Origin of the sequence: Mycobacterium sp. IS-1496 (assembly GCF_001499995.1) — a bacterium.
Classification (GTDB): domain Bacteria; phylum Actinomycetota; class Actinomycetes; order Mycobacteriales; family Mycobacteriaceae; genus Mycobacterium.
Genome location: NZ_LQIU01000024.1, coordinates 34,941 through 58,360, shown reverse-complemented (window position 1 = coordinate 58,360; position 23,420 = coordinate 34,941). Strand labels below are relative to the sequence as shown.

Here is a 23,420-nt window from a genome sequence, read left to right as displayed (position 1 = left end):
CCACTGCCGCACGCTCTCGGCACCATCTCGAAGGAAGTGACGGCCATGCCCGCGACGGCATCGGGGACGCGCACCGACATCCGCGTGTACCTGCTGGTGGAGGATCTGCAACGGCAGTTCGCCGCCTATCTCGGCACGCCGACCCGCGCCAGGGGATACCCGCCCTACGAAGGTGAGCACGCGCTCATCGTCGAGGTGTCCCCGGCGCTGGCCATCGAGCGGGTGATCGACCTGGCGCTGCGCGAGGTGCCGGGCATCCAGCCCGGAATCCTTTACGTGGAGCGGCAGTTCGGGGTGCTGGAGATCCACTCGGCCAGCCTGTCCGACGTCCGCCGGGCCGGGGAGGCGATCCTCACCGGAACCGGCAACAAGGCCAGTGACCAGTTGCGGCCGCGGGTGCTCTATCACGACATCATCACCGACATCACCGACCAGCACGCGGTGATCCTCAACCGCAACCGTCAGGCCTCGATGATCCTGCCCGGTCAGTCGCTGCTGGTGTACGAGATGACCCCGGCATTGTTCGCGGCGGTGGCCGCGAACGAGGCCGAACGGGCCGCACCGGGACTTACGGTGGTCGACGTGCAGATGATCGGTGCGGCCGGCCGCCTCTACATCGGTGGCTCGGTCAAGGATGTGACCACCGCGCGGGACCGCATCACCTCGGTGCTCGCCGCGATCGAAGGACGCGATCACTGATGGGTGAGGTCATCGCCGACGACGTCGAGGTCGCCGAGCGGGCGCTGGCCGACTACGACCTGCCGGCGAACTCGACCCTGCGCCTGCTGAACCTGTCGGAGAACGCCACCTACCTCGTCGAGTGCGCCGACGACCAGAGTTGCTCGATACTTCGGGTGCACCGCCAGAACTACCACCGTCCGCACGAGATCGAGTCGGAACTCGACTGGCTCGAGGCGCTGCGCCGGGACAGCGACGTCACGGTGCCGACGGTGCTGCCCACGCGGGACGGCCGGCGGGTCGTGACCGTCGACCACAACGGAACAGCCCGGCACGTCGTGCATTTCGGGATGGTCGGCGGCGCCGAACCCGATGAGGGGTCGGTGACGCTGGACGACTTCCGCACGCTCGGCGCGATCACCGCGGCGCTGCACGACCACTCCCGGTCCTGGACCCGGCCCGAAGGTTTCGGGCGCTTCGCCTGGGACTGGGAGCACTGCCTGGGTGACCGACCCCGCTGGGGCCGTTGGCATGACGCCGAAGGCGTCGGGTCCGAGGAGCGCCATCTGCTCGAACGCGCTCAGGAACTGCTGCGGCAACGCCTGGCCGAGTACGGCAGCGGACCGGACCGCTACGGGCTCATCCACGCCGACCTGCGGTTGGCCAATCTGCTGGTCGATCCGCCCACGATCACCGTCATCGACTTCGACGACTGCGGGTTCGGCTGGTTCTTCTACGATTTCGGCACCGCGGTGTCGTTCATCGAGGACGATCCGGCGCTACCCGAGTGGCAGGCCTCCTGGGTGGAGGGCTACCGCAGCCGGCGCCCGATGACCACAGCCGACGAGGACATGCTGGCCTCGTTCGTGTTCCTGCGGCGCTTGCTGCTGCTGGCGTGGATGGGCACCCACAGCCATTCCAGGGAATCCAAGACGAAGGCCATCAGTTACGCCGCGGGCAGTTGCGCGCTCGCCGAACGCTATCTGAGCACCGACGGCCGCCGACTCGCCTGACCCCACCTCCCCCACCCCCCCCCGCGACCCCATAGGACCGCACATGTTCACATCACTGCAGGGCCGCTCCGCGATCGTCACCGGCGGCAGCAAGGGCATCGGCCGAGGAATCGCCGAGGTCTTCGCCGACGCCGGCGTCGACGTGCTCATCACCGGACGCAACCATGCCGACATCGACACGACGGTCGCCGACCTGTCCGGTAAGCCGGGGACGGTCAGCGGGCTGGCCGCCGACGTCGCGGACCCCGCCGACTGCCGCCGTGTGGTCGACACCGCCGTCGAGCGCCACGGCGGGCTCGACATCGTCTGCGCCAACGCAGGCATCTTCCCGTCCGGCCGGCTCGAGGAACTCACCCCCGAGGACATCGAGCAGGTCCTGTCGGTGAACTTCAAGGGCACCGTCTACATCGTGCAGGCCGCGCTGTCGGCGCTGGCGGCCGGCGGGCACGGCCGCGTCATCGTCACCTCGTCGATCACCGGACCGGTCACCGGATACCCCGGCTGGTCGCACTACGGTGCGAGCAAGTCCGCGCAGCTCGGCTTCATCCGCACCGCCGCAATGGAACTGGCGCCCAAGCGCATCACCATCAACGCGGTGCTGCCCGGCAACATCATGACCGAGGGCCTGGTCGACATGGGTGAGGACTACATGAACCAGATGGCCGCGGCGATCCCCGCCGGACGCCTGGGCAGCGTCGCCGACATCGGCAACGCCGCGCTGTTCTTCGCGACCGAGGAGGCCGGCTACATCACCGGCCAGAGCCTCATCGTCGACGGCGGGCAGATCCTGCCCGAGTCTCATCAGGCGATCGCCGAGTTGTAACCTTCCCGGCCGACGGGGGGCCGCTAGAATTGGTTCTACCAAATCACCGCGACACGGGAGGTCAGCCGGTGCCGACGCACAGCGAGGAGTTGCGGCGCCGGATCGTGGCCGACATCAACGCAGGCGTCCCCGGGGCGAAGCTGGGCAGTGAACGCGACCTGGCCGATCGGTACGGGACCAGCCGGTCGAGCCTGCGGCAGGTGCTGGCCGCCCTGGAAGAGGCCGGCATGGTGCACCGGGTGATCGGGCGCGCGGGCGGGATCTTCATCAGCCACGGCCAGGTCGAGCGCAACCTCGCCGACGTGGTCGGGGTGCCGGCGTTCCTGGCCAACCAGGGCTACGTCGCGGGCACCCGGGTGCTGTCGACGAAGATCGCGGCGGTCGACGGCGCCACCCAGACCGCCCTGCGGCTGCAACCCACCGACTTCGTGGTGGAGATCCAGCGGCTCCGGCTGGCCGACGGGTCACCGATCTCGTTGGAGCTCGCCCAGTTCCCGGCCGAGGCGTTCCCCGGGCTGCTCGAACAGCAACTCGGCGGCTCGATCTACGAGGTCCTCGAAAGCCGCTACGGCCTGGTGCCGGGTCGGGCGGACGAGCGGATCGAGGCGGTCAACGCCACCACGACGGAGGCGTCGCTGCTCGGGGTGAAGCCGAAGTCCGCACTGCTGTTGATCACCCGGGTCACCTACGACAGCGCGGGGACGCCGTGTGAGTTCTCACGCGACCTGTTCCGCGGTGACCGCATCTACCTCGCCGTCACGGCGCAGGGCAGGGGCATCGGCAAGGGGCTCGGCAACGGGCCCGACGCGAACACCGCCTCGGTCACACTCCAGAGCCAGCTCGCCGTCTAACCCTGCCCGGTCGCCTTCATCAGCTGTTCGGAGACCATTGCCAGCACCGGCCGCGGCGCGATCCGTAACCGAGCGCGAGGATGCGGTTGTGCAGACCGGACACCACCGTCGGGAACGGGCGGTCGAGCGCCTTGAGCGCCGTGTCCACCACCTGCGCCGAACTCTGACGCCCGCGCGTCATGAAGCTCTTGCCCGTGCGGTCGAAGAACTCCGTCTCGGTGGCGCCCGGGCACAGCGTCAACACCTTGACGCCCGACCCGCGGGTCTCCTGCCACAGCGCCTCGGAGAACGACAACACGAACGCCTTGGTCGCGCCGTACACCGCCATGCTGGGTACCGGCTGGAAGCCGGCGGTCGACCCGACGTTGAGCACGACCCCGTGTCCGGCGGCGATCATCGCCGGCAGGAAGTGGCCGGTCAGTTCGACGAGGGTGACGCAGTTGAGCTGGATCTGCGCGGCGTTGGCCGCCGGGTCCTGTTCGGCGAAGCGGCCGTGCAGGCCGATGCCGGCGTTGTTGATCAACACGTCGACGCGACGCCCGAGAGCGTCGACCTGCTGGGCGAGCGAGGAGGCCGCCCCGGGCACCCCCAGATCGGCCGACAGGACGTCGATGTCGATGCCGGGGTGGCGCCCGAGCAGCCTGGTGCGTAACTCCTCGAGCCGTTCGGTGCGCCGGGCGACGAGGATCAGATTGGCGCCGTCGGCGGCGAGCCGGGCGGCGAACTCCTCGCCGATCCCGCCGCTGGCGCCGGTCACGAGTGCGGTGTATCCGGTGAGCTTCATCGTTGGACCTTCATTGGTCCAACGTAACCACCCGCGCGCACCGACCGTCGTATCGTCGGGCACATGGAGGACCTCGAATTCCGGGTCCTCGACGCACACGGCTCAACGAGGAGCGCACGGTGACCATCCACGCGGAATCTCAGGCGACAGCATCTTTCGACGAACAGGTCGCCGACACGCAGCGGTATTTCGACAGCCCGCGGTTCGAGGGCATCACCCGCCTCTACACGGCCCGGCAGGTCGTCGAACAGCGCGGCACAATCCCCGTCGACTACACCGTGGCCCGGGAGGCCGCCAAGGCCTTCTACCCGCGCCTTCGCGAGTTGTTCTCGCAGGGCAAGAGCATCACCACCTTCGGCCCGTACTCGCCGGGCCAGGCCGTGACCATGAAGCGGGTCGGCATCGAGGGCATCTACCTGGGCGGCTGGGCCACCTCCGCCAAGGGGTCCACCGACGAGGATCCCGGACCCGACCTGGCGAGCTACCCACTGAGCCAGGTGCCCGACGAGGCCGCCGGTCTGGTGCGCGCGCTGCTCACCGCCGACCGCAACCAGCACTACCTGCGGCTGCGGATGAACGACCAGCAGCGTGCGACGACCCCGGTGTACGACTTCCGGCCGTTCATCATCGCCGACGCGGACACCGGACACGGCGGTGATCCGCACGTGCGCAACCTGATTCGGCGGTTCGTCGAGGCCGGGGTGCCCGGCTACCACATCGAGGACCAGCGGCCCGGCACCAAGAAGTGCGGACACCAGGGCGGCAAGGTGCTGGTGCCGTCGGACGAACAGATCAAACGCCTCAACACCGCCCGCTTCCAGCTCGACATCATGGGCGTGCCGGGCATCATCGTCGCCCGCACCGACGCCGAGGCCGCGAACCTGATCGACAGCCGCGCCGACGAACGCGATCAACCGTTCCTGCTCGGCGCGACGAATCTGTCGATCCCGTCGTACAAGTCGTGCTTCCTGGCGATGATGCGCAGCTTCTACGACGCCGGCGTCACCGCGCTGAACGGCCACCTGCTCTACTGGCTGCCCGACGGGGAGTACGAGACCGCGCGCGCCTGGCTGGAACGCCACGGCATCGCCGAGGTCATCGCCAAGGCGGCCGACCAGTGGCGCTCCGACGGCGACCCCAGCAACGACGCGCTCTACGACGACGTCGAATCGCAGTTCATCGCCGCCTGGGAGGAGGACGCCGGGCTCAAGACCTACGCCGAGGCGGTGGCCGCCCGGCTGGAGTTCGCCGAACGCGACGGCGAGGCGTTCGCGATGGGTGTCGACGAGTGGCAGCAGTTCGCCAAGCGGGCCTCGCTGTACACCGCCGGGAGGAAGGCCCGCGAGCTGGGCGTCGACGTCGAGTGGGACTGTGAGCTGGCGAAGACCCCCGAGGGGTATTACCAACTGCGCGGCGGCATTCCGTATGCGATTGCCAAGCAGCTGGCCGCCGCGCCGTTCGCCGACATCCTGTGGATGGAGACCAAGACCGCCGACCTCGCCGACGCCAGGGAGTTCGCCGAGGCCGTCCACGCCGAATTCCCCGACAAGATGCTCGCCTACAACCTGTCGCCGTCGTTCAACTGGGACACCACCGGGATGACCGACGACGAGATGCGGGCCTTCCCCGAGGAACTCGGCAAGATGGGCTTCGTCTTCAACTTCATCACCTACGGCGGACACCAGGTCGACGGTGTGGCCTCCGAGGAGTTCGCCACCGCGCTGCGGCAGGACGGCATGCTCGCGCTGGCCCGGCTGCAGCGCAAGATGCGGCTGGTCGAATCGCCTTACCGCACACCGCAGACACTGGTCGGCGGGCCGCGCAGCGATGCCGCCCTGCTCGCGTCGTCCGGCCGCACGGCCACCACCAAGGCGATGGGCAAGGGCTCCACCCAGCATCAGCACCTGGTGCAGACCGAGGTGCCGAAGAAGCTGCTCGAGGACTGGCTGGCGCTGTGGGGTGAGCACTATCAGCTCGGGGAGAAGTTGCGCGTCGCGCTGCGTCCGCGGCGCGCCGGCGGTGAGGTGCTCGAACTCGGCATCTACGGCGAGCGCGACGGCGGGGAGGAGAAGCTCGCCGACGTGCTGGTCGACCCGATCAAGGACCGGTACGGCCGCAGCATCCTGACGGTGCGCGACCAGAACACCTACGCCGAGAAGCTGCGCCAGAAGCGGTTGATGACGCTGATCCACCTGTGGCTCGTGCACCGCTTCAAGGCCGACGCGGTCTACTACGTGACGCCTACGGAGGACAACGTCTACCAGACCGAGAAGATGAAGTCCCACGGCATCTTCAGCGATGTGCACAAGGACGTCGGGGAGATCATCGTCGCCGAGGTCAACCGCGCGCGCATCGAGGAGCTGCTGGCGCCCGACCGCGAAGCGCTCGGACGGCTGATCCGCAAGGAGGACTGACGTGCAGCGCTGAGCCGCTGCTCAACGCCTCCCGCGATGGGTGATGGACGGACATCTGCGCAAACGCACGCCCGGCGATCGAGGGGACGCCTCAAATGGAGTGGACAGCCGCGGTGGTCGGCATCGTGCTGATCGCCGTCATCGTGCGGGACGTCTTCCACACGCTGTTCCACCCGGTCGGCAACGGCAGTATCGCGCCGCTGGTGATGAGGGTGAATTGGCGGCTGCTGGGTCTATTGCCCGCGCAGCGCCGGATGGCCGGGCTGACAGGGCCGCTCGGCATCGCCATGGTCGTGCTCGCCTGGGGTGTGATCGCCGTGCTCGGCTGGACGCTCATCTACTGGGCGCAGATGCCTGAGGGCTTCGCGTACGGCTCTGAGCTGAAACCGGATCAGCGGCACGCTTTCGTCGACTCGCTGTACCTGTCGCTGGTCACCATCTCGACGCTCGGGTTCGGCGACGTCGTGCCGACGTCGGTGACACTGCGGCTGGCCGCCCCCGTCGAGGCGCTCTTCGGCTTCATGCTCCTCACGGCCGCAGTGTCCTGGGTGCTCGAGATATACCCTGCGCTGCACCGCCGACGCGTGCTGGCGCTGCAGCTCTCGACGCTGCGGCGGGCGCGGGAGGCCGATCCCGGACTGACGATCGACAGTGTCCCGGTCGACGTCCTCACGTCGCTGGCGGGCAGCATCGTCGAAGCGCGAAACGACTTCAACCAGTACAGCGCCACCTACTACTTCCGCGACCTGGAAACCGATGCGTCATTGGCGGTATCGCTGGACTACGCGACCCAGCTCGCCGCCGAGGCGGCAGCCAGTGCGCAGCCAACGACCCGTATGGCGGGACTGCTGATGACCACCGCCGTCGACAGCCTCGCCGAAGTGCTCGACCAGGAGTTCCTACAGCTCGGCGGTGGCACCGTCGCCGTCGTGCAGGCCTATGCCGTCGATCACCGGCACACCGGCTGAACCCGGCTTCTCACGTCCACTCGGCGGCTCTCCAGACCACCGCACCCCCGACGATCGTCGTCCGCACCCGGTCGCCGTCGAGGTCGGCCAGCACGTCCCGCGGCGAGCCCTCCAGCACGCACAGGTCGCCGGTTTGCCCGGGGGCGACGGTGCGCGGTGTCGCGGGGTTCTCGGCGGCGCCCAGGAACAGGGCCAGAGCCGTTGCGGCATCGACACATTCGCGCGGGCCGAGGGTGGCCCCGGACGGTGTTCGGCGGTGTACGGCGGCCCGCATCGCCGCCCACGGGTCGCCGTCACCGAACGGGGTGTCGGTCGAGAAGGCCACCTCGACACCGGCATCGAGAAGGGTTGCCACACGCCACAGTTCGTGGTGTTCGGCGGCCGGGACGTCGGTGCGGTACTGATCTCCGCGCTCGGCGACGAAAGCGGGTTGCGTCACCACTGTCGCGCCGAGGCGTGCCAGATCGACGAGGCAGTCGTCGGGCACCACGGCGGCATGTTCGATCCGGTCACGTGGATGCACGCCGGCGACGCGCAGCGCGGCGAGTGTGACCACCAGTTGGGCGGCGGTGACACAGTGCACCGCGACCGGCACACCGTCGCCGTGGCGGCCCTCGATCCACCTCGTCAGCTCGTCGAGGTCGAGTCCGTCGTCGTGCAGGATCCGCTTACCCGGCGCCAGAACGTGCAGGCGTTGCTGGATCTCCCCACTCCACTGCCCCACCGCCCCGACATCGAGATCGGGTGTGGCGTCGGTGAAACCAACGACGCCGCGGCGTGCCAGTCGTCTGCTGAGCTCACCGAGCGGAACCGCTCGGCGCTCCAGTTCGGCACCCCACTGCGGGTCGGCGCTGCGGAGCCGCCCGTCGGGGTGGTCGCCTCGGCCGAGGCGTTCGAGCCCCGCAGAGTTGACCGTCCACAGCACCCCGCTCCGGTGCTGTACGCGCACCGGCACTGCTGGGTTCAGCTCGTCGAGCAGCGCTCGGTCCAGAGATCCGGCGACCGCCTCGTGGTAGCCGACCGCGCGGATCCAGCCGTCGTCGCCGGGTACCGCGAGCCTCAGCGCCCGCGCCAGTCCGTCGCGGTCCCGTACGTCGGCGGGTCCGACCCGCACCGAGTCGAGGGCGGCCGCGGCCGCGTGCAGGTGGACGTGGTGGTCGTATAAGCCGGGGATCACCGTCGCGCCGCCCGCGTCGAGCACCGTCTCACCGCGCGCAGGCGTCAGGCTCGCGGCGACGTCCACGATGCGGTCCGTCGTCCGAATGTCCACGCGTGCCCTGTCGAGCAGGGTGGCTCGCCGTATCAGCATGTCGCCCTGCGGCTTTCGAGTAGCCGGCGGACTGCGGCATTGTCGGCACCCAGGCGCGATGCGGGCTGCGACGGGCCGGGACGGCGGGCGACCAGCTCGACGACACCGGTGGCGGCATGTGCGGTATGAGTCGCCGCGACGGCCGCCATCGAGACCTCGACCAGTTCCCCGCCGCCGCGGCGCAGCGACTCGGTCACCGCGTGCGCGGCGGTCAGCCCCGTGAGCGGATCGGCGATCGCGTCACCGACGAAGACCGGCCCGGGGCCGGACCCGCCGACCAGACCGCCCGCTACGGCGGCGTCGTCGCCGAACGCCACCCAGTCCGCGCCCGGCCCGGAGGTGCCGTGGCCGGTGATCCGCGCCCACACCCGCCCGTCCCGCGCCGGGGCCGTGCCCGGGCCCAGACCGCGCCGCGCCAACGCCGCGGGCCGAGACCCCTCGATCACCACGTCCGCCGCCGCGAGCAGGGTGGCCAGTTCGGCATTATTCTCGAAATCGACTGTGATGCACTGTTTCCCGTTGTTCATCCAGTCGAAGAACTCGGAGGGTCCGCCCCGCGTGCCGTCCGGGCGTGACGCGCTCTCGACCTTGACGACTGTCGCGCCTGCGCGGGCGAGCAACCGGCCCAGCAGCGGCCCGGCCCACATCGATGCGAGCTCGACCACCAGCAGGTCCGCCCACGGACGCGGCGCGGCCTGCGGGGCGATCCGTGTGACGACCGGCGGTGCCTGGGCCGTCTCGGCGAGCACCGCGGCGGGCAAACCGAGCAGACGAGCCCGCCCGACGGCTTCGACCGCCGGGTGGCCGGCCGTCCACTCGGCGACCGCCCGCCACGGGTCCGCACCGATGCCGTCGGTCTCCACCAGGGCGGGGACGGCGGCGATGTCGTCGGGGCGGGACAGCGTGAACGCACACCACCCGTCGCGCGCCCGCATCAGCCGCGACGCTCCGCCCGCGGAGATCCGGCCGGGTGCGGGCAGGCCGAGCAGTGCGGCGCGGCCCGTCAGCAGTTCCGGGACGTCGACCTCGACCGGCAGCGCCTCGGCGGTGCGTGCGGCATGCGTGAGCACCGCAGCCGGGATCGCGAACACACTCACCGGTCCATTGTCCCGCGCGCGCTGATCCGGGTCAGAAGTGCAGCGCGGAGAACTTCCAGTCCAGCACCGGGCGGTCCGCTTCGTCGTCGACGGCGTAGACCAGCGACCGCAGGTCGAGAACCCCGCCACGCCCACCGGGCAGCGGCCTGGCGCCCTCGACGTGCAGGGCGCTGTAGAGCGTGTCGCCCTCGTACACCGGACCGGTGTGGTCACACGACTCCCACGCCAACACCGTCACCAGATCCGGCAGCAGACGCGTCGCCTGCGCCAGCGCCAGCCCGATGGTGTGCCCGCCGTAGACCAGTCGCCTGCCGCCGCCGACCCGTGAATCATGATGTGTGGCAGCGATGTTCAGGGTCAGACGGACCAGCTCCGGGGCGCTGCTGACCACGTCGGCGGTGCTGTGCAGCACCGTGCCGGCCAGCCCGGAATCGAACGACGCGGACGGCACCCGGGTCCGGTAGGCCGGCGCGTCCCAGTCGGCGGTCGGATCGGGCACCGGGGTGGCGGCGCCGATGGTCGAGAGGTCGTCGGCGTGGCCGGTGTCGGCGGCGGCGTCGCGCAACGGCAGCATCGCGCAGCGGTGGAAGTCGAGCACCAGCCGGCCGACCTGGTCGACGGTGGTCATCCGCAACGCCGCCAACCCTGTCGGGGCGCGGCCCGGTTTCGCCGAGTTCTGCTTCAGCCCGACGACCTCGGTGCGGGTGAACAGGCTGTCGCCCAGGACGGGATAGCGGTGGAACGCCAGCCCGCGGTAGAACAGATTCGCCCTGACGCGCTGGGTCACCAGCGTCGACTGGCCGATCGCCACGTCGCACACCAGGCCGGGGTGGGCCAGCGGGGCGGTCGCACCGGTGACCGCGGCGGCGAGTTCACCGTCGAGCGCCAGTCGCAGGCGGTCGCCGAGGATCGACTGGTGCACGGCGGCGGCGCCGGCCGACAGCGTCATCGTCGGCGCCGAGTCGAACACCTGCCCATGCGCGAGGTCGTCGAAGTAGGGCCCACCGGCGAAATGGCCGTACAAAGTCACAGCCGCACATGCTGGCAGTGGTTCATTCGCTGTGTCAATATGGCCGTACATTTGCGAGGGGAACCATGAGCCGGTTGAGTGAAGAAGAGACCATGCTGGTCGAGACGGTCCGCACGTTCGTGGACCGCGACGTCAAGCCGACCGTGCGCGAGGTCGAACACGCCAACGAATACCCCGAGGCGTGGGTCGAGCAGATGAAGCGCATCGGCATCTACGGGCTGGCGATCCCCGAGGAGTACGGCGGCTCTCCCGTCTCGACGCCCTGCTACGTCGAGGTCACCCAGGAGCTCTCCCGCGGTTGGATGAGCCTGGCGGGTGCGATGGGCGGACACACCGTCGTCGCGAAGCTGTTGACGCTGTTCGGCACCGAGGAACAGAAGCGCACCTACCTGCCCGGCATGGCCACCGGCGAGATCCGGGCGACGATGGCGCTCACCGAACCGGGCGGCGGATCCGACCTGCAGAACATGATCACCACCGGGATGCCGTCCGAGGGCGGTGGCCTGGTCATCAACGGCTCGAAGACCTGGATCAGCAACGCCCGCCGGTCCGGGCTGATCGCGCTGTTGTGCAAGACCGACCCGACCGCCACCCCGCGGCACAAGGGCATCTCGGTGGTGCTCGTCGACCAGGGCACGACCGGGCTGTCGGTGTCCCGCGACCTGCCCAAACTCGGCTACAAGGGCGTCGAGAGCTGTGAGCTCGTCTTCGACGACTGCCGGGTGCCCGCGTCGGCGATCCTCGGCGGAGAACCCGGCCGGGGCTTCGCGCAGATGATGAAGGGCCTGGAGACCGGCCGCATCCAGGTCGCCTCACGCGCGCTGGGGGTGGCGACGGCCGCGCTCGAGGACGCGCTGCGCTATGCCCAGGAGCGCGAGAGCTTCGGACAGCCGATCTGGAAGCACCAGTCGATCGGCAACTACCTGGCGGACATGGCGACCAAGCTGACCGCCGCCCGGCAGTTGACCCGCTATGCCGCCGAACGCTACGACAGCGGCGAGCGCGCCGACATGGAGGCCGGGATGGCCAAGCTCTTCGCTTCCGAGGTCGCGATGGAGATCGCGCTCAACGCCGTTCGCATCCACGGCGGTTACGGCTATTCCACCGAGTACGACGTCGAGCGCTACTTTCGCGACGCCCCGTTGATGATCGTCGGCGAGGGCACCAACGAGATCCAGCGCAATGTGATCGCCGCCCAACTGGTCGCCAGGGGCGGGATCTAGGAGCCCGCGATCAAAGCCGAGCCGGCCTACCGGGCGCTGCGCGACCAGCTGCGCGGCGACATCGCCGCGGGTCGCTACCGCGGTGGCATCCGGCTGCCCACCGAATCGGAACTCGTCGCCCGGCACGGCCTTTCACGTCAGACGGTGCGGCGGGCCTTCCAGGACCTGGTGGCCGAAGGCGTGGTGTACCGGGTTCCGGGACGGGGCACCTACGCCCGCGAGGCGGGTCGTTATCTGCGCCAACTGGGTTCCATCGAGGATCTGATGAGCCTGTCGCAGGACACCACGATGGAGGTGGTGTGCGGGCTGGGGCGGCGCGTCGACGTCCAGGCGGCGAGCCGGCTGCGCCTCGATGACGACATCGTGCACACGGTGGTCTTCCGTCGGCTGCACGGACCACCGGGCCAGGGGGTGCCGTTCGTCTCGACGACCGTGCACCTACCGCCCGACGTCGCGTGCCACGTCGCCGGGGACGAGGCGCTCAGAACCGGCGCGGTGAGCACGCACACCGTCATCGGGCTCCTCGAACCGCACCTCACCGCGCCGATCGCCCAAGCGGCGCAGTCGATCACGGTCTCCACGGCCGACGAGGCCGTCGCCGAGGCGGTCGGCTGCACCCCCGGACATCCGATGCTGCGCGTCGACCGGCTCTACTCCGACGAGGCGGACCGGCCGGTCGAGTTGTCGGTCAGCCACTTCGTGCCCGAGCAGTACACCTATCGGGTGACGTTGCGCCGCTCGAGCTGAGGCGCGGCGGTGGCGGCGATGCTGCCGAGCAATCTGAGCGCATCGGCGTTCGGACTGTCCGGTTCGGCGTCGTACACCACCAATTCCTGGCCGGGCGCCGACCGAACGTCGAACGTCTGCATCGTCAGCTCGAGCACCCCGACGTCGGGATGGCGGAACGATTTGCGCGTCAACGACTTCCCACGGGCGTCGTGCCGCTCCCAGAGCGCGCGGAATTCGGCGCTGTTGTTCAGCAGTTCGGCGAGTACCGCCTGGACGCGTGAATCCGCAGGCGCGGCAGCGTAGTTCAACCGGAACCCGGCGACGGCGTTCTCCGCGATGTCCTGCCAGTCGACGTAGAAGGCGCGGGCGCGGGGCTCCTCGAATGCCAGCAGCATGAGGTTGCCACCGGATCCGAAGTCGCCGAAGAGCGCGTGCGCCAGCGGGTTCGCGGCCAGGACATCGTACGCACGGTTGTAGACCAGGGCGGGGTTGTCCGGCCACGCCGCCATCAGCCGCAGCAATGCCGGGTCGACGCGGTCGGAGGTCTTCACGGCCGCCGGCCGGGGCGCCAGACCGGCCAGCCGGAAGAGGTGCCGATGGCCGTCGTGGTCGAGGCGCAGTGCCGCGGCGAGGGCGTCGAGGACCGATGCCGACGGTGAGCGCTCCCGGCCCTGCTCCAACCGCACGTAGTAGTCAACGCTGAGCCCGGCCAGCCACGCGACCTCTTCGCGGCAAGGTCCCGGTACCCGCCTGGTACCCGTCGACACCAGACCCGCGTCGGCGGGCCGAACCTGCGCCCGCCGGCTGCGCAGATAGTCACCCAGTTCGGACATGTCCCCACGATAGGGGCGCGCCACGGCGTCTGCCTGGGTGTGGCGCACCCAGGCACACCGCATCCTGGTTGCGCGCCGCGCACCGCCCGAGGCTGGGATTCATGACCGATTCGAAGATCATCCTCGTCACCGGAGCCAGCAGCGGGATCGGCGCCGCCGTCGCCACCCACCTCGCCCGCGCCGGCCACCATGTCATCGCAGGCGCGCGCCGGGTGGACCGCCTGCGCGAACTCGCCGACGGTACCGCCGATCTCGAGCGCGGCAGCCTGTCGGTGCGTCGGCTCGACGTCACCGACCGCGCCGACGCGGCCGCGTTCGTGGACGACGCCGTGGCCACCCATGGCCGCATCGACGTCATCGTCAACAACGCCGGGATCATGCCTCTTTCGCGTCTCGACGCCCTCCTGGTCGACCAGTGGGACGCGATGATCGACGTCAACGTCCGTGGTCTGCTCCACGGCATCGCCGCGGCCCTGCCGCACTTCCGACGGCTCGGCGGCGGACACTTCGTCATCGTGGCGTCGATCGGCGCGCACGAGGTGGTGCCGACGTCCGCGGTGTACAGCGCGACCAAGTACGCCGCCTGGGCGATCACCGAAGGACTGCGGCAGGAGTCCGACCCGTCGATCCGCGTCACGACCGTCTCACCCGGGGTGGTCGAATCCGAGCTCGCGGACACCATCACCGACCCGGGCGCCGCCGAGGCGATGCGCGAATACCGCGCCGCCGCGATCCCGCCGGAGGCGATCGCCCGTGCCGTCGCCTACGCCATCGGAGAACCCGACGCCGTCGACGTCAACGAGGTGATCGTGCGGCCCGCGCGCCAGCGCTGACGGTAGTGGCGGTTTTCGCACGAGCAGTCAATCACTGCCATGGGAACTAAAACCGGGCCGGACCCGTTTGAATACTTGCGGACGGGTCGGTACCGACCCTCCCCGAAGCGCGAGGAGCGCCCATCCCCCCGGGCGCTCCTCGCCCCTTCTCCCGGTCACTCGACGGCGTCGATCAGACCCCAGTGCAGTGCGGTCGACGGGTCGATCGTGCGCCCCGAGAGCACCAGATAGCCGGTTCGCCACCGTCCGATGCGGCGGGTGATGCTGACCGTGCCGCCCGCGCCGGGGATCAGGCCGAGGGCCAGTTCGGGGAGACCGAACACCGCGTCGGGGGCGCTGACGAGCCACCCGCAGAAGGCCGCCATCTCCAGTCCGCTGCCCAGCACCTGACCGTGCACGTGTGCGCGGCAACCGCGGCCGAGACGTGCCGTCACCTCGTCGAGAACCAACGCCGGGCTGTGCCGGGTGCGGGCGAGGTGAGCCGAGGCCGGGTCGTCGAAGCTGCCGAACTCGGCGAGATCACCTCCGCTGCAGAAGGACCGGCCGATACCGCCGAGCACCACCTCCTCGACCGAGGGGTCCAGACGGGCCACCTCGAGGGCCTCGAGCAGTGCGGCGCGGGCGCCGGTGGAGAAGGCGTTGTGGCGTCCGGGCCGGTTCAAGAGAATGGTCAGGCGACCGTCCTGGCGTTCGGCCACAACGGGATCCGATGTCTCCGGGACGTGCGTCGGACCACGGTCGGCGAGCCAGCGGCCGAACTCCGGCCCGGACTGCAACGTCGAGTAGGCCAGCGATTCGGTGATCACGCCGGCGAACGTGGACCGCGCCGGATCGAAGGCCCGCAGCACGTCGTCGCACACGGCGGCGGCCAGCGGCCAGCGACGGCAGCGCTGGTCGAGTTCGGCCAGCGTGTCGGCCACCGAGGCGACCGTGACCACACGCCGATCGTCGGACGGCTCCTCGGTCAGTGTGAACGAGGCGTCGTCACAGGGGGTTTCGACGGCGACACGGATGCCGCCGCCCAGTTCGACCAGATCGCTCACGAGTACTTCTTGATCAGCTCCTGCTTGTAGAGCTTGCCGGTGTCGGTGCGCGGCAGTTGCGGCTCGAACGACAACGACCGCGGACACTTGTAGTGCGCGAGCCGATCCCGCAGCCACGCGATCAGCTCCTCGGCGAAGGCATCGGTGGCGTCGGCGGGGTCGACGGTCTGCACCACGGCCTTGACGCTCTGCCCCATGTCGTCGTCGGGGACACCGAACACCGCGGCGTCCATCACCTTGGGATGGGTGACCAACATGTTCTCGGCCTCCTGCGGATAGATGTTCACCCCGCCGGAGATGATCATGTGGTGGCGCCGGTCGGTGAGGTAGAGGTAGCCCTCCTCGTCCAGGAATCCGATGTCGCCCACGGTCTTCCAGCCGAGCGGATGCCGTGAGGAGGCGGTCTTCTCGGGGTCGTTGAGGTACTCGAAGTCGTAGCCGCCCTCGAAGTAGATCTCACCGGCCTGCCCCGGCGGCAGTTCGCTGCCGTCCTCCCCGACGATGTGGAGGACGCCGGTCAGCGGCCTACCGACCGAACCGGGGTGCGTCAGCCACTCCTCGGCGGTGATCAGCGTGGAACCGTGCGCCTCCGAGGAGGCGTAGTACTCGTCGATGATGGGGCCCCACCAGTCGATCATCTGTTTCTTGATCTCCACCGGGCACGGAGCCGCCGCGTGCATGACCCGCTCCAGGCTCGACACGTCGTAGGAGGTGTGCACCTGCTCCGGCAGTTTCAGCATCCGGGTGAACATCACCGGCACGAACTGGCCGTGGGTCACCTTGTGTTTCGCGATGGCGTCGAGCGCGCCCTCCGCGTCGAACTTCTCCATCACGACGGTGGTGATACCGCCGGCCTGGGTCTGCATCGACCACACCGACGGCGCGGTGTGGTACAGCGGAGCGGGGCTGAGATACACGGCGTCCGGGTGCATCCAGAACTCGACCAGCGCGGCCATCATGCCGGGCGACTCCGACGGCGGCAGATGCGGCAGTTCGCGCTTGATGCCCTTCGGGCGCCCGGTGGTGCCGGAGGAGTACTGCAGCAGGTCGCCCTCGATCTCGTCGGCGATCGGGGTGTCCGGCTTGTCGGCCACGCACTCGGGGTAGCTCTGCCAGCCGTCGAGCTCGCCCCCGACGATCAGCAGGACGGGCGGCAAGCCGTGCGGGAGTTCGGCGCCCAGCCCGCTCAGGGTCTCGGCGAGCTTCGCCGACCCGACGATCGCCTTGGCGCCGCTGTTGTCGACGATGTAGGCCACCTCGGGCGCGGTGAGATGGGTGTTGATCGGCACGTAGTACAGCCCGGCGCGACGCGCGGCCCACATCACCGCGTGCATGTGCTCGTTGTTCTCCATGAGGATCGCGACGGCGTCGCCCTCGACCAGGCCGGCGTCGCGGAACAGGTGAGCCAGCCGATTGGCCCGCGCCTCGAGCTCCCCGAACGTCACGACGGTGCCGGCGGGATACATGATGACGGCGGGCTTGTCGGGAGTGGCGACGGCGGTGTCACGGATCTGCATGCGCTGACTGTACTAAAGGTGATTTGACAGGTGTCAAGAGCCTGACTATGGCGGTGAACACACCCGTCGACCGAGCGCGAACGTGCGCAAAAAGCACACCGCGAGCGGCGTGTCGGGGATCAGACACGGCACGCTCGCGGTGGAAAGAACTACGCCAGACGGTGCTTGAGTGCGTCGAACTCGTCGCGGATGCCGGTGGGCAACTTCTCGCCGACGAACTCGAACCACTCCTCGATCAGCGGCAGCTCCTGGCGCCACTCCTCGGGCTTGACCTCGAGCGCGGCGTCCACGTCCTCCGGGTCGACGTCCAGGCCCTCGAGGTCGAGGTCCTGGGCTGTCGGCACGATGCCGATCGGGGTGCTGCGACCGTCGGCCTTGTGCTCGATGCGCTCGATGGCCCACTTGAGCACGCGGCTGTTCTCCCCGAAGCCCGGCCACAGGAAACGCCCGTCGTCGCCGCGGCGGAACCAGTTGACGAAGAACACCTTCGGCAGCTTCGACTCGTCGGCCTGCTTGCCGATGTTGATCCAGTGCTGGAAGTAGTCGCCCACGTTGTAGCCGAGGAACGGCAGCATCGCCATCGGGTCGCGCCGTACCGTGCCGACCTTGCCCTCGGCGGCGGCGGTCTGCTCCGAGCCGAGCGTGGCGCCGATGAACACCCCGTGCTGCCAGTCGCGCGCCTCGGTGATCAGGGGGACCGTCGTCTTGCGGCGGCCGCCGAACAGGATCGCCGAGATCGGCACGCCCTGCGGGTCGTCCCATTCCGGCGCCAGCGTCGGGCACTGCGAGATCGGCGTGCAGTACCGCGAATTCGGGTGCGCCGCCTTGGTCTCGGTCTCCCGCAGGATGTAATCGTTGCCCTTCCAGTCGATCAGGTGGTCGGGCTCGCCCTCCAGGCCTTCCCACCACACATCGCCGTCGTCGGTCAGCGCGACGTTGGTGAACACCGTGTTGCCCGCGGCGATGGTCTTCATCGCGTTCGGGTTCGAGTCCCAGTTCGTGCCGGGCGCGACGCCGAAGAACCCGAACTCGGGGTTGGTGGCGTAGAGCCGGCCGTCCTTGCCGAACCGCATCCAGGCGATGTCGTCGCCGACGGTCTCCGCGCGCCAGCCTGGGATGGTCGGCTGCAGCATCGCGAGGTTGGTCTTCCCACAGGCCGACGGGAACGCCGCCGCGATGAAGTACGCCTTGTTCTCCGGCGAGATCAGCTTGAGGATCAGCATGTGCTCGGCGAGCCAGCCCTCGTCGTGCGCCATCGCCGAGGCGATCCGCAGCGAGTAGCACTTCTTGCCCAGCAGCGCGTTGCCGCCGTAACCCGAGCCGTAGCTCCAGATCTCGCGCGTCTCCGGGAAGTGGGTGATGTACTTCGTGTCGTTGCACGGCCACGGCACGTCCTGCTGGCCGGCCTCGAGCGGGGCGCCGACCGAGTGCAGCGCCTTGACGAAGAAGCCGTCGGTGCCCAGCTTGTCGAGCGCCGCCTGCCCCATGCGGGTCATGGTCCGCATCGAGATCACGACGTACTCGGAGTCGGTGATCTCGACGCCCAACTTGGGATCCTCGGCGTCGAGCGGACCCATGCAGAACGGGACGACGTACATGGTCCGGCCCCGCATGGAACCGCGGTACAGGTCGGTCATGATGCCGCGCATCTCGGCCGGGTCCATCCAGTTGTTGGTCGGACCGGCGTCGACCTCACGCTCGGTACAGATGTAGGTGCGCGACTCCACGCGCGCCACGTCCGACGGATCGGACAGCGCGAGGTAGGAGTTCGGCTTCTTCTCGTCGTTGAGCTTCTTGAAGGTGCCTGCGTCGACCAGCTGCTGGGTCAGTCGGGCGCACTCCTCCTCGGAACCGTCGGCGAACACCACACGATCGGGTTGCGTCAGCTCGGCGACCTCCCGAACCCAGGCCAGCAGTCCTTCGTGTTTCGTCGGAGCGGTGTCCAGACCCGGAATGGTGGCTGAAGTCATACTGTGATTCTCCTGCATCTTCCTGCACTAGGTTCCGCCAGGACGCAGGCCCACGATGACGCCGAAGAACGAGATCAACGGCGATCACGGTCGTCCCTTGTTCCCGAGGTTAACGTGGGTGACATACCCGAAGGAATTCGGATCTATGTCCGATGACTCACAGGAACGATTCAGAAAAGCAAATAACGCACGTACCGATCAGTAACCGACGGTTTTTCCGGAATTTCGTTCGCGCACGTCGGTGAATTCGTCGGGTGATTTGTCGTACAACTCGGCACGGACGGCCTCCAGGGCGCGCAGCAAGCTCGGTAGCCGACGGTCGCGCAGGGCCGCGGCGCGGGCCGTGGCGGCCGCGTGCTCCCGCAGTTCGGCGTCGATCTCGGCGATCCGGGCAGCGGCGGAATCGGCGTCGGCCTCCTCCTCCGCGGCCAGCGCGGCGGTCAGCGCCGCCTCGGCGGCCAACACCCGGGTGGCGACCGCCTCCTCCGCCGCCGACCGCAGCGTCGCGGTGACGTCGACGACCCATCGGTCCAGGATGCCGCGGTCGTGCAGCAGTCCGCGGATGCCGACCACCCACACCGCGACCGCCAGCCCGGCCGCCGCACCGGCGAGCACACCGGCGACCGCCAGACCCGGGGCCACCCCGGTGAACAGCCGGCTCACCGCGAGCGCGACCCCGAGTCCGAAGCCGGCGCCGAGCAGCATCATCAGCCGCGTCTCCAGGCGACGCGCCCGCAGCGGCGGCCCGGCGAAGTCGGGGACGGCGACCGGCTCGCCGGTCGGCGGCGCCGGGTCCAGGTGCAGGTCGGCGGAGACGGCGGTGAGGTGGGTGGTGATCCCCTCGTCGACTTCGGTCATCACCTCGGCCGCGCGTCCGCGCACGACGTCCTCGAAGGCCGTGAGCCGCCGTCGGCCCAGTTCGGCGATGTCCTCCTGCAGTTCACCGCGCACCGACGCGCACCGGTTGCGCGCGAAGTACGCCAACTGCACGCGGGCCTGCTGGATCTGACTGCGCAGCGCGATCGTGCGCTGCGACTTCTCCAGCCGTCTTTCGCGGCGGATCTCGTCGCGCTGGGACCGCAGCGCCGACACCCGTGCCTGCCGGTCGGCGCCGTCACCGTCGGCGCGGTAGCGCGCGATCACTTTCTCGAGTTGACTCTCCCACGCCCGCAATCGATTTCGCCGCACCATCTTCGGACCGCCGAGGGTCTCGCGCAGCAGCGCGACCAGATCGTCGACCGCAGGATCGCCGTCTTCTGGGGCGGCCGCCACCCCGACCCACGGCAGTTCGGCGTAGCGCGGGCGGTGCGCGCCGAGCAGGTCGCGGTCGGCGGCCAGGACCTCACGCCAGTCGAGGTGGACGTCGACCTTGGTGACGACGCCGATCACGCAGTCGGTGTGGTCGGCCGCCAGGTCGAGCAGTTCGCAGTCGGAGTCGGCCAGCGGAGACACCGCCGAGACGGCGAACACCACGGCCAGCGGTGCGGTGCCGGCGGGCAGTTCGTCGGCTTCGACGAACGACACCTCGGGCAGCCGGGCGCGCAGGACCGCGATCAGGCTGCTGACCCCGGCCAGCCATGGACCGGTGACCAGGACGGTGTCGCTGCGCTGCACCCCCGGCGAGCTCAGCGCGGGGTCCACGGCGGCGACCACGGCATCGGCGGCCGCGACCGGATCGGGGGCGGCGGTCACCGGCGACGCTCGAACAGTCGTAGCGAGCCACGGCAGATGTCGGCGCCGCACGCACGGTGCAGTGGGCCGACCGGTCCGCGGCTGTAACCGCGCCACCGCACCGCCCGGCGCAGATGCGCGACGGGATCGTCGCCTCGGTCCACCTCCAGTCCTGCGGCCTGCACCACGTCGACGGCCGCCGTCATCACCGCGAGCACCACGTCGTCGCCGGTCAGGAACTGCGCCACCCGCTCGTCGCCCGCGGCGCGGCCCTGTAGATCGGCGAGGGCGGCGCGCACCCGGCGGTACCGCACCGGCGCGGCGAGGGTGTCGATGCGGCCGAGTACCCGGTCGATACCGCTCAGCTCGCGCCACCGCGCAGGCAGATCGCGCGGGTCGGCGCCGTCGCGGAGCGCGCGCACGCCGTACGCGATACCGCGCCGGTCGAGGGCGCGCAGCAGACGCAGGCGGACGTCGCGAGGCAGTGGGTGGGCGCCGTCGAGGAAGGCGTCCGCCGACCGCAGATCGGCCGGGTGCGCGGCCAGCGTCCGCAACGCACTCAGTTCGGCGGCGTCGAGGCCGACGTCGGCGAGCAGCGCGACCGCGGGCTCCACCGGCACCCCGGCGAGCAGGCGCCGCAGCGGACCGGACGGGATCGGCCCGGCGAGGTCGGCCTTGTTGGGCACCACCAGCACGGGCACGCCCGCGTCGCGCCACGCCGCCACCGACGACACGTCCTCCGGTTTGACCGCCTCGGCGACGACCACCACAGCGATGTCGGCGCTGCCGGGACCGTCATCGGCGCGAGCGATCCGACGCCCTTCACCGGCGAGCGCGCGGATCAGCGTGCTCCGGCCCACCCCGGCGCGACCGCTGACCGCCACCCGCAGCGGCGCCCGCGCCCTGGCGGCGACCGCCGACACCGCGGTGTCCCCATACTCCTGCGCGAAGCGTGTCAGCACGTCGACGAAAATGGCGGCACCCTCCCTCCGTCGACCCGTCACGGCTTCCGGGTCCCGGGGAAATCGTGGCATCTGTCGGGGCGCCTCACATACGGATGTTTGGCATACCAGCCGAAGGCAACTGTTGGGTATCAATCTGTACCACGATGGGGGTGGTCCGGCACCGATGAGACACCATGGACGGATGCACGCGCGCGAGTCGGACACCGCCGGCGGGCCGGCGCTCGACTCGGCCGGCGGGCCGGCGCTCGACTCGACCGGTTCACCGGCGCCAGCCGGGGACGACGCCCCCTCAGCGCACCGCCACCGCCGGGTGACGAGCTTCCGGTCGCGCCGTTCGGCGCTGTCCGGTGGGCAGCAGGAGACCTGGGAGCGGCGGTGGCCCGAGCTGGGCACCGAGGCACGCGACGACGACGGCCGGCCCGCAGCGCTGCTCGACACGGCGGCGTGGTTCGGCCGGACTGCACCGCTGGTGCTGGAGATCGGTTCGGGCACCGGCACCTCGACGCTGGCGATGGCGCAGGACGAACCGGACATCGACGTCATCGCGGTGGAGGTGTACCGGCGCGGCCTCGCCCAGCTGCTCACCGGCATCGACCGGGCCGGGGTGCGCAACATCAGGATGATCCGCGGTGACGGCGTCGACGTGCTCGAGCACATGCTCGCGAGCGGCTCGTTGACCGGCGTGCGGGTGTACTTCCCCGATCCGTGGCCGAAGGCCCGCCACCACAAACGCCGCCTGCTGCAGCCGTCGACCGTGGCGCTGATCGCCGACCGGCTGCGGCCCGGCGGCATCCTGCACGCGGCCACCGACCACTCCGGCTACGCCGAGCAGATCGCCGAGGTGGGCGACGCCGAACCGCTCCTGCGCAGGGTGAGCGCCGACGCGGACCTGCCGATCTCGACACACCGGCCCGTCACGAAGTACGAGCGCAAGGCCCTAGCGGGTCCCGACGTCACCGAACTTCTCTGGGAGAAGGCGCCATGAGCGTCACCGAGGACATCCCGCAGGTCGCGCCGCCACCACCGCCCGCGGGTCCGCCCGTAGGCACACAGCGGGTGCTGCTGGTGTGGGACGCGCCGAACCTCGACATGGGTCTCGGCTCGATCATCGGCGGCAGGCCGACGGCGGCGCACCGGCCGCGGTTCGACGCGCTGGGCCGTTGGCTGCTCGCCCGCACGGCGGACCTGTCCGCCGGTCGCGAGGACGTCACGCTGGAGCCCGAGGCGACGGTGTTCACCAACATCGCCCCCGGAAGCGCCGACGTCGTCAGGCCGTGGGTGGAGGCGCTGCGCAACGTAGGTTTCGCCGTGTTCGCCAAACCGAAGATCGACGAGGACAGCGACGTGGACAGCGACATGCTGGACCACATCGCGCTGCGCCGCCGCGAGGGGCTGGCCGCCGTGCTGGTCGCCTCGGCGGACGGTCAGGCGTTCCGGTTGCCGCTGGAAGAGATCGCCCGCGAGGGGATCCCCGTGCAGGTGCTCGGATTTCGCGAACATGCGAGCTGGGCGCTAGCGTCGGATACCTTGGAGTTCGTCGATCTGGAAGACATTCCTGGTGTTTTCCGGGAGCCGTTGCCGCGGATCGGACTCGATTCGCTGCCTGAGCAGGGAGCATGGCTGCAGCCGTTCCGGCCGCTGTCCGCGCTGCTGACCTCGCGTGTGTGAC

Annotated in this window: 20 protein-coding genes and 1 pseudogene; 11 read left to right on the top strand and 10 right to left on the bottom strand. The window is 69.8% G+C overall.

Features of this window, described 5'->3' with window-relative positions:
• The first annotated feature begins 45 nt into the window (after positions 1-45).
• The 4 genes from AU195_RS14610 to AU195_RS14595 all read left to right on the top strand — a co-directional run bounded on the left by AU195_RS14610 (position 46) and on the right by AU195_RS14595 (position 3,365).
• Positions 46-699 carry a hypothetical protein gene (locus AU195_RS14610; RefSeq protein WP_059159788.1) on the top strand — a complete coding sequence of 218 codons (654 nt, stop codon included), beginning with the start codon at positions 46-48 and terminating at the stop codon, positions 697-699.
• Positions 699-1,691 (top strand): phosphotransferase enzyme family protein, encoded by a 993-nt coding sequence (locus AU195_RS14605; RefSeq protein ID WP_059159787.1) that lies wholly within the window; start codon positions 699-701, stop codon positions 1,689-1,691. Before AU195_RS14610 ends, AU195_RS14605 begins: the two co-directional genes overlap by 1 nt.
• Positions 1,692-1,734: 43 nt before the next feature.
• Positions 1,735-2,514 carry a 3-oxoacyl-ACP reductase FabG gene (gene fabG, locus AU195_RS14600; RefSeq protein ID WP_059159786.1) on the top strand — a complete coding sequence of 260 codons (780 nt, stop codon included), beginning with the start codon at positions 1,735-1,737 and terminating at the stop codon, positions 2,512-2,514.
• Between the two features lie 68 nt (positions 2,515-2,582).
• On the top strand, positions 2,583-3,365 hold the full coding sequence (locus AU195_RS14595; RefSeq protein ID WP_059159785.1) for a GntR family transcriptional regulator: 783 nt from the start codon (positions 2,583-2,585) through the stop codon (positions 3,363-3,365).
• Here the strand turns inward: AU195_RS14595 and AU195_RS14590 are convergent.
• Positions 3,362-4,149 (bottom strand): annotated as a pseudogene (locus AU195_RS14590) (SDR family NAD(P)-dependent oxidoreductase). The gene AU195_RS14595 and the pseudogene AU195_RS14590 overlap by 4 nt on opposite strands.
• Before the next feature lie 119 nt (positions 4,150-4,268).
• Between AU195_RS14590 and aceA the strand changes: the two are divergent.
• On the top strand, positions 4,269-6,563 hold the full coding sequence (gene aceA, locus AU195_RS14585; protein WP_059159784.1) for an isocitrate lyase ICL2: 2,295 nt from the start codon (positions 4,269-4,271) through the stop codon (positions 6,561-6,563).
• A gap of 95 nt (positions 6,564-6,658) precedes the next feature.
• Entirely contained in the window at positions 6,659-7,531 is an 873-nt protein-coding gene (locus AU195_RS14580) for a potassium channel family protein (protein WP_082703070.1), read from the top strand.
• A gap of 10 nt (positions 7,532-7,541) precedes the next feature.
• Here AU195_RS14580 and AU195_RS14575 read toward each other — a convergent pair whose 3' ends face one another.
• From AU195_RS14575 to AU195_RS14565, 3 genes are read right to left on the bottom strand one after another with little or no spacing between them, the layout of a single operon-like run.
• On the bottom strand, positions 7,542-8,840 hold the full coding sequence (locus AU195_RS14575) for an amidohydrolase family protein (RefSeq protein WP_059159782.1): 1,299 nt from the start codon (positions 8,838-8,840) through the stop codon (positions 7,542-7,544).
• A complete protein-coding gene (locus tag AU195_RS14570; RefSeq protein WP_059159781.1) occupies positions 8,834-9,937 on the bottom strand; it encodes a CoA transferase in 1,104 nt (367 codons plus the stop codon). The genes AU195_RS14575 and AU195_RS14570 overlap by 7 nt, the downstream gene beginning before the upstream one ends.
• 31 nt (positions 9,938-9,968) lie before the next feature.
• Positions 9,969-10,967, bottom strand: coding sequence for a MaoC family dehydratase (locus AU195_RS14565; protein WP_082703069.1), 999 nt, complete (start codon positions 10,965-10,967; stop codon positions 9,969-9,971).
• Between the two features lie 65 nt (positions 10,968-11,032).
• On the opposite strand from AU195_RS14565, the gene AU195_RS14560 reads away from it, so the two are divergent.
• Positions 11,033-12,190: an acyl-CoA dehydrogenase family protein gene (locus tag AU195_RS14560; protein WP_059159779.1), complete on the top strand. Its 1,158-nt coding sequence runs from the start codon at positions 11,033-11,035 to the stop codon at positions 12,188-12,190.
• A gap of 9 nt (positions 12,191-12,199) precedes the next feature.
• Entirely contained in the window at positions 12,200-12,937 is a 738-nt protein-coding gene (locus AU195_RS14555; protein WP_082703068.1) for a GntR family transcriptional regulator, read from the top strand.
• Here AU195_RS14555 and AU195_RS14550 read toward each other — a convergent pair.
• Positions 12,907-13,752 (bottom strand): MmyB family transcriptional regulator, encoded by an 846-nt coding sequence (locus AU195_RS14550; RefSeq protein ID WP_172800581.1) that lies wholly within the window; start codon positions 13,750-13,752, stop codon positions 12,907-12,909. The genes AU195_RS14555 and AU195_RS14550 overlap by 31 nt on opposite strands.
• A 101-nt stretch (positions 13,753-13,853) precedes the next feature.
• Here AU195_RS14550 and AU195_RS14545 point away from each other — a divergent pair, with 101 nt between their 5' ends.
• The gene (locus AU195_RS14545) at positions 13,854-14,585 is read left to right on the top strand and encodes an SDR family oxidoreductase (RefSeq protein ID WP_059159777.1); all 732 of its coding nucleotides are present in this window, start codon (positions 13,854-13,856) and stop codon (positions 14,583-14,585) included.
• 155 nt (positions 14,586-14,740) lie between these two features.
• On the opposite strand, the gene AU195_RS14540 is transcribed toward AU195_RS14545, so the two are convergent.
• The 5 genes from AU195_RS14540 to AU195_RS14520 form a co-directional block, all read right to left on the bottom strand.
• Positions 14,741-15,628, bottom strand: coding sequence for an enoyl-CoA hydratase/isomerase family protein (locus tag AU195_RS14540; protein ID WP_059159776.1), 888 nt, complete (start codon positions 15,626-15,628; stop codon positions 14,741-14,743).
• The gene (gene fadD4, locus AU195_RS14535; RefSeq protein ID WP_059159775.1) at positions 15,625-17,145 is read right to left on the bottom strand and encodes a fatty-acid--CoA ligase FadD4; all 1,521 of its coding nucleotides are present in this window, start codon (positions 17,143-17,145) and stop codon (positions 15,625-15,627) included. The genes AU195_RS14540 and fadD4 overlap by 4 nt, the downstream gene beginning before the upstream one ends.
• 149 nt (positions 17,146-17,294) lie before the next feature.
• Positions 17,295-19,115 carry a phosphoenolpyruvate carboxykinase (GTP) gene (locus AU195_RS14530; RefSeq protein WP_059159799.1) on the bottom strand — a complete coding sequence of 607 codons (1,821 nt, stop codon included), beginning with the start codon at positions 19,113-19,115 and terminating at the stop codon, positions 17,295-17,297.
• A 198-nt stretch (positions 19,116-19,313) separates the two neighbouring features.
• Positions 19,314-20,807 (bottom strand): hypothetical protein, encoded by a 1,494-nt coding sequence (locus tag AU195_RS14525; protein ID WP_059159774.1) that lies wholly within the window; start codon positions 20,805-20,807, stop codon positions 19,314-19,316.
• Complete coding sequence (locus tag AU195_RS14520) at positions 20,804-21,820, bottom strand: hypothetical protein (protein ID WP_059159773.1); 1,017 nt, start codon at positions 21,818-21,820, stop codon at positions 20,804-20,806. Before AU195_RS14520 ends, AU195_RS14525 begins: the two co-directional genes overlap by 4 nt.
• A gap of 94 nt (positions 21,821-21,914) precedes the next feature.
• On the opposite strand from AU195_RS14520, the gene trmB reads away from it, so the two are divergent.
• Both trmB and AU195_RS14510 read left to right on the top strand, forming a co-directional pair.
• A complete protein-coding gene (gene trmB / locus AU195_RS14515; protein WP_059159772.1) occupies positions 21,915-22,736 on the top strand; it encodes a tRNA (guanosine(46)-N7)-methyltransferase TrmB in 822 nt (273 codons plus the stop codon).
• A complete protein-coding gene (locus AU195_RS14510) occupies positions 22,733-23,419 on the top strand; it encodes an NYN domain-containing protein (RefSeq protein WP_059159771.1) in 687 nt (228 codons plus the stop codon). Before trmB ends, AU195_RS14510 begins: the two co-directional genes overlap by 4 nt.
• Position 23,420: the final 1 nt, after the last annotated feature.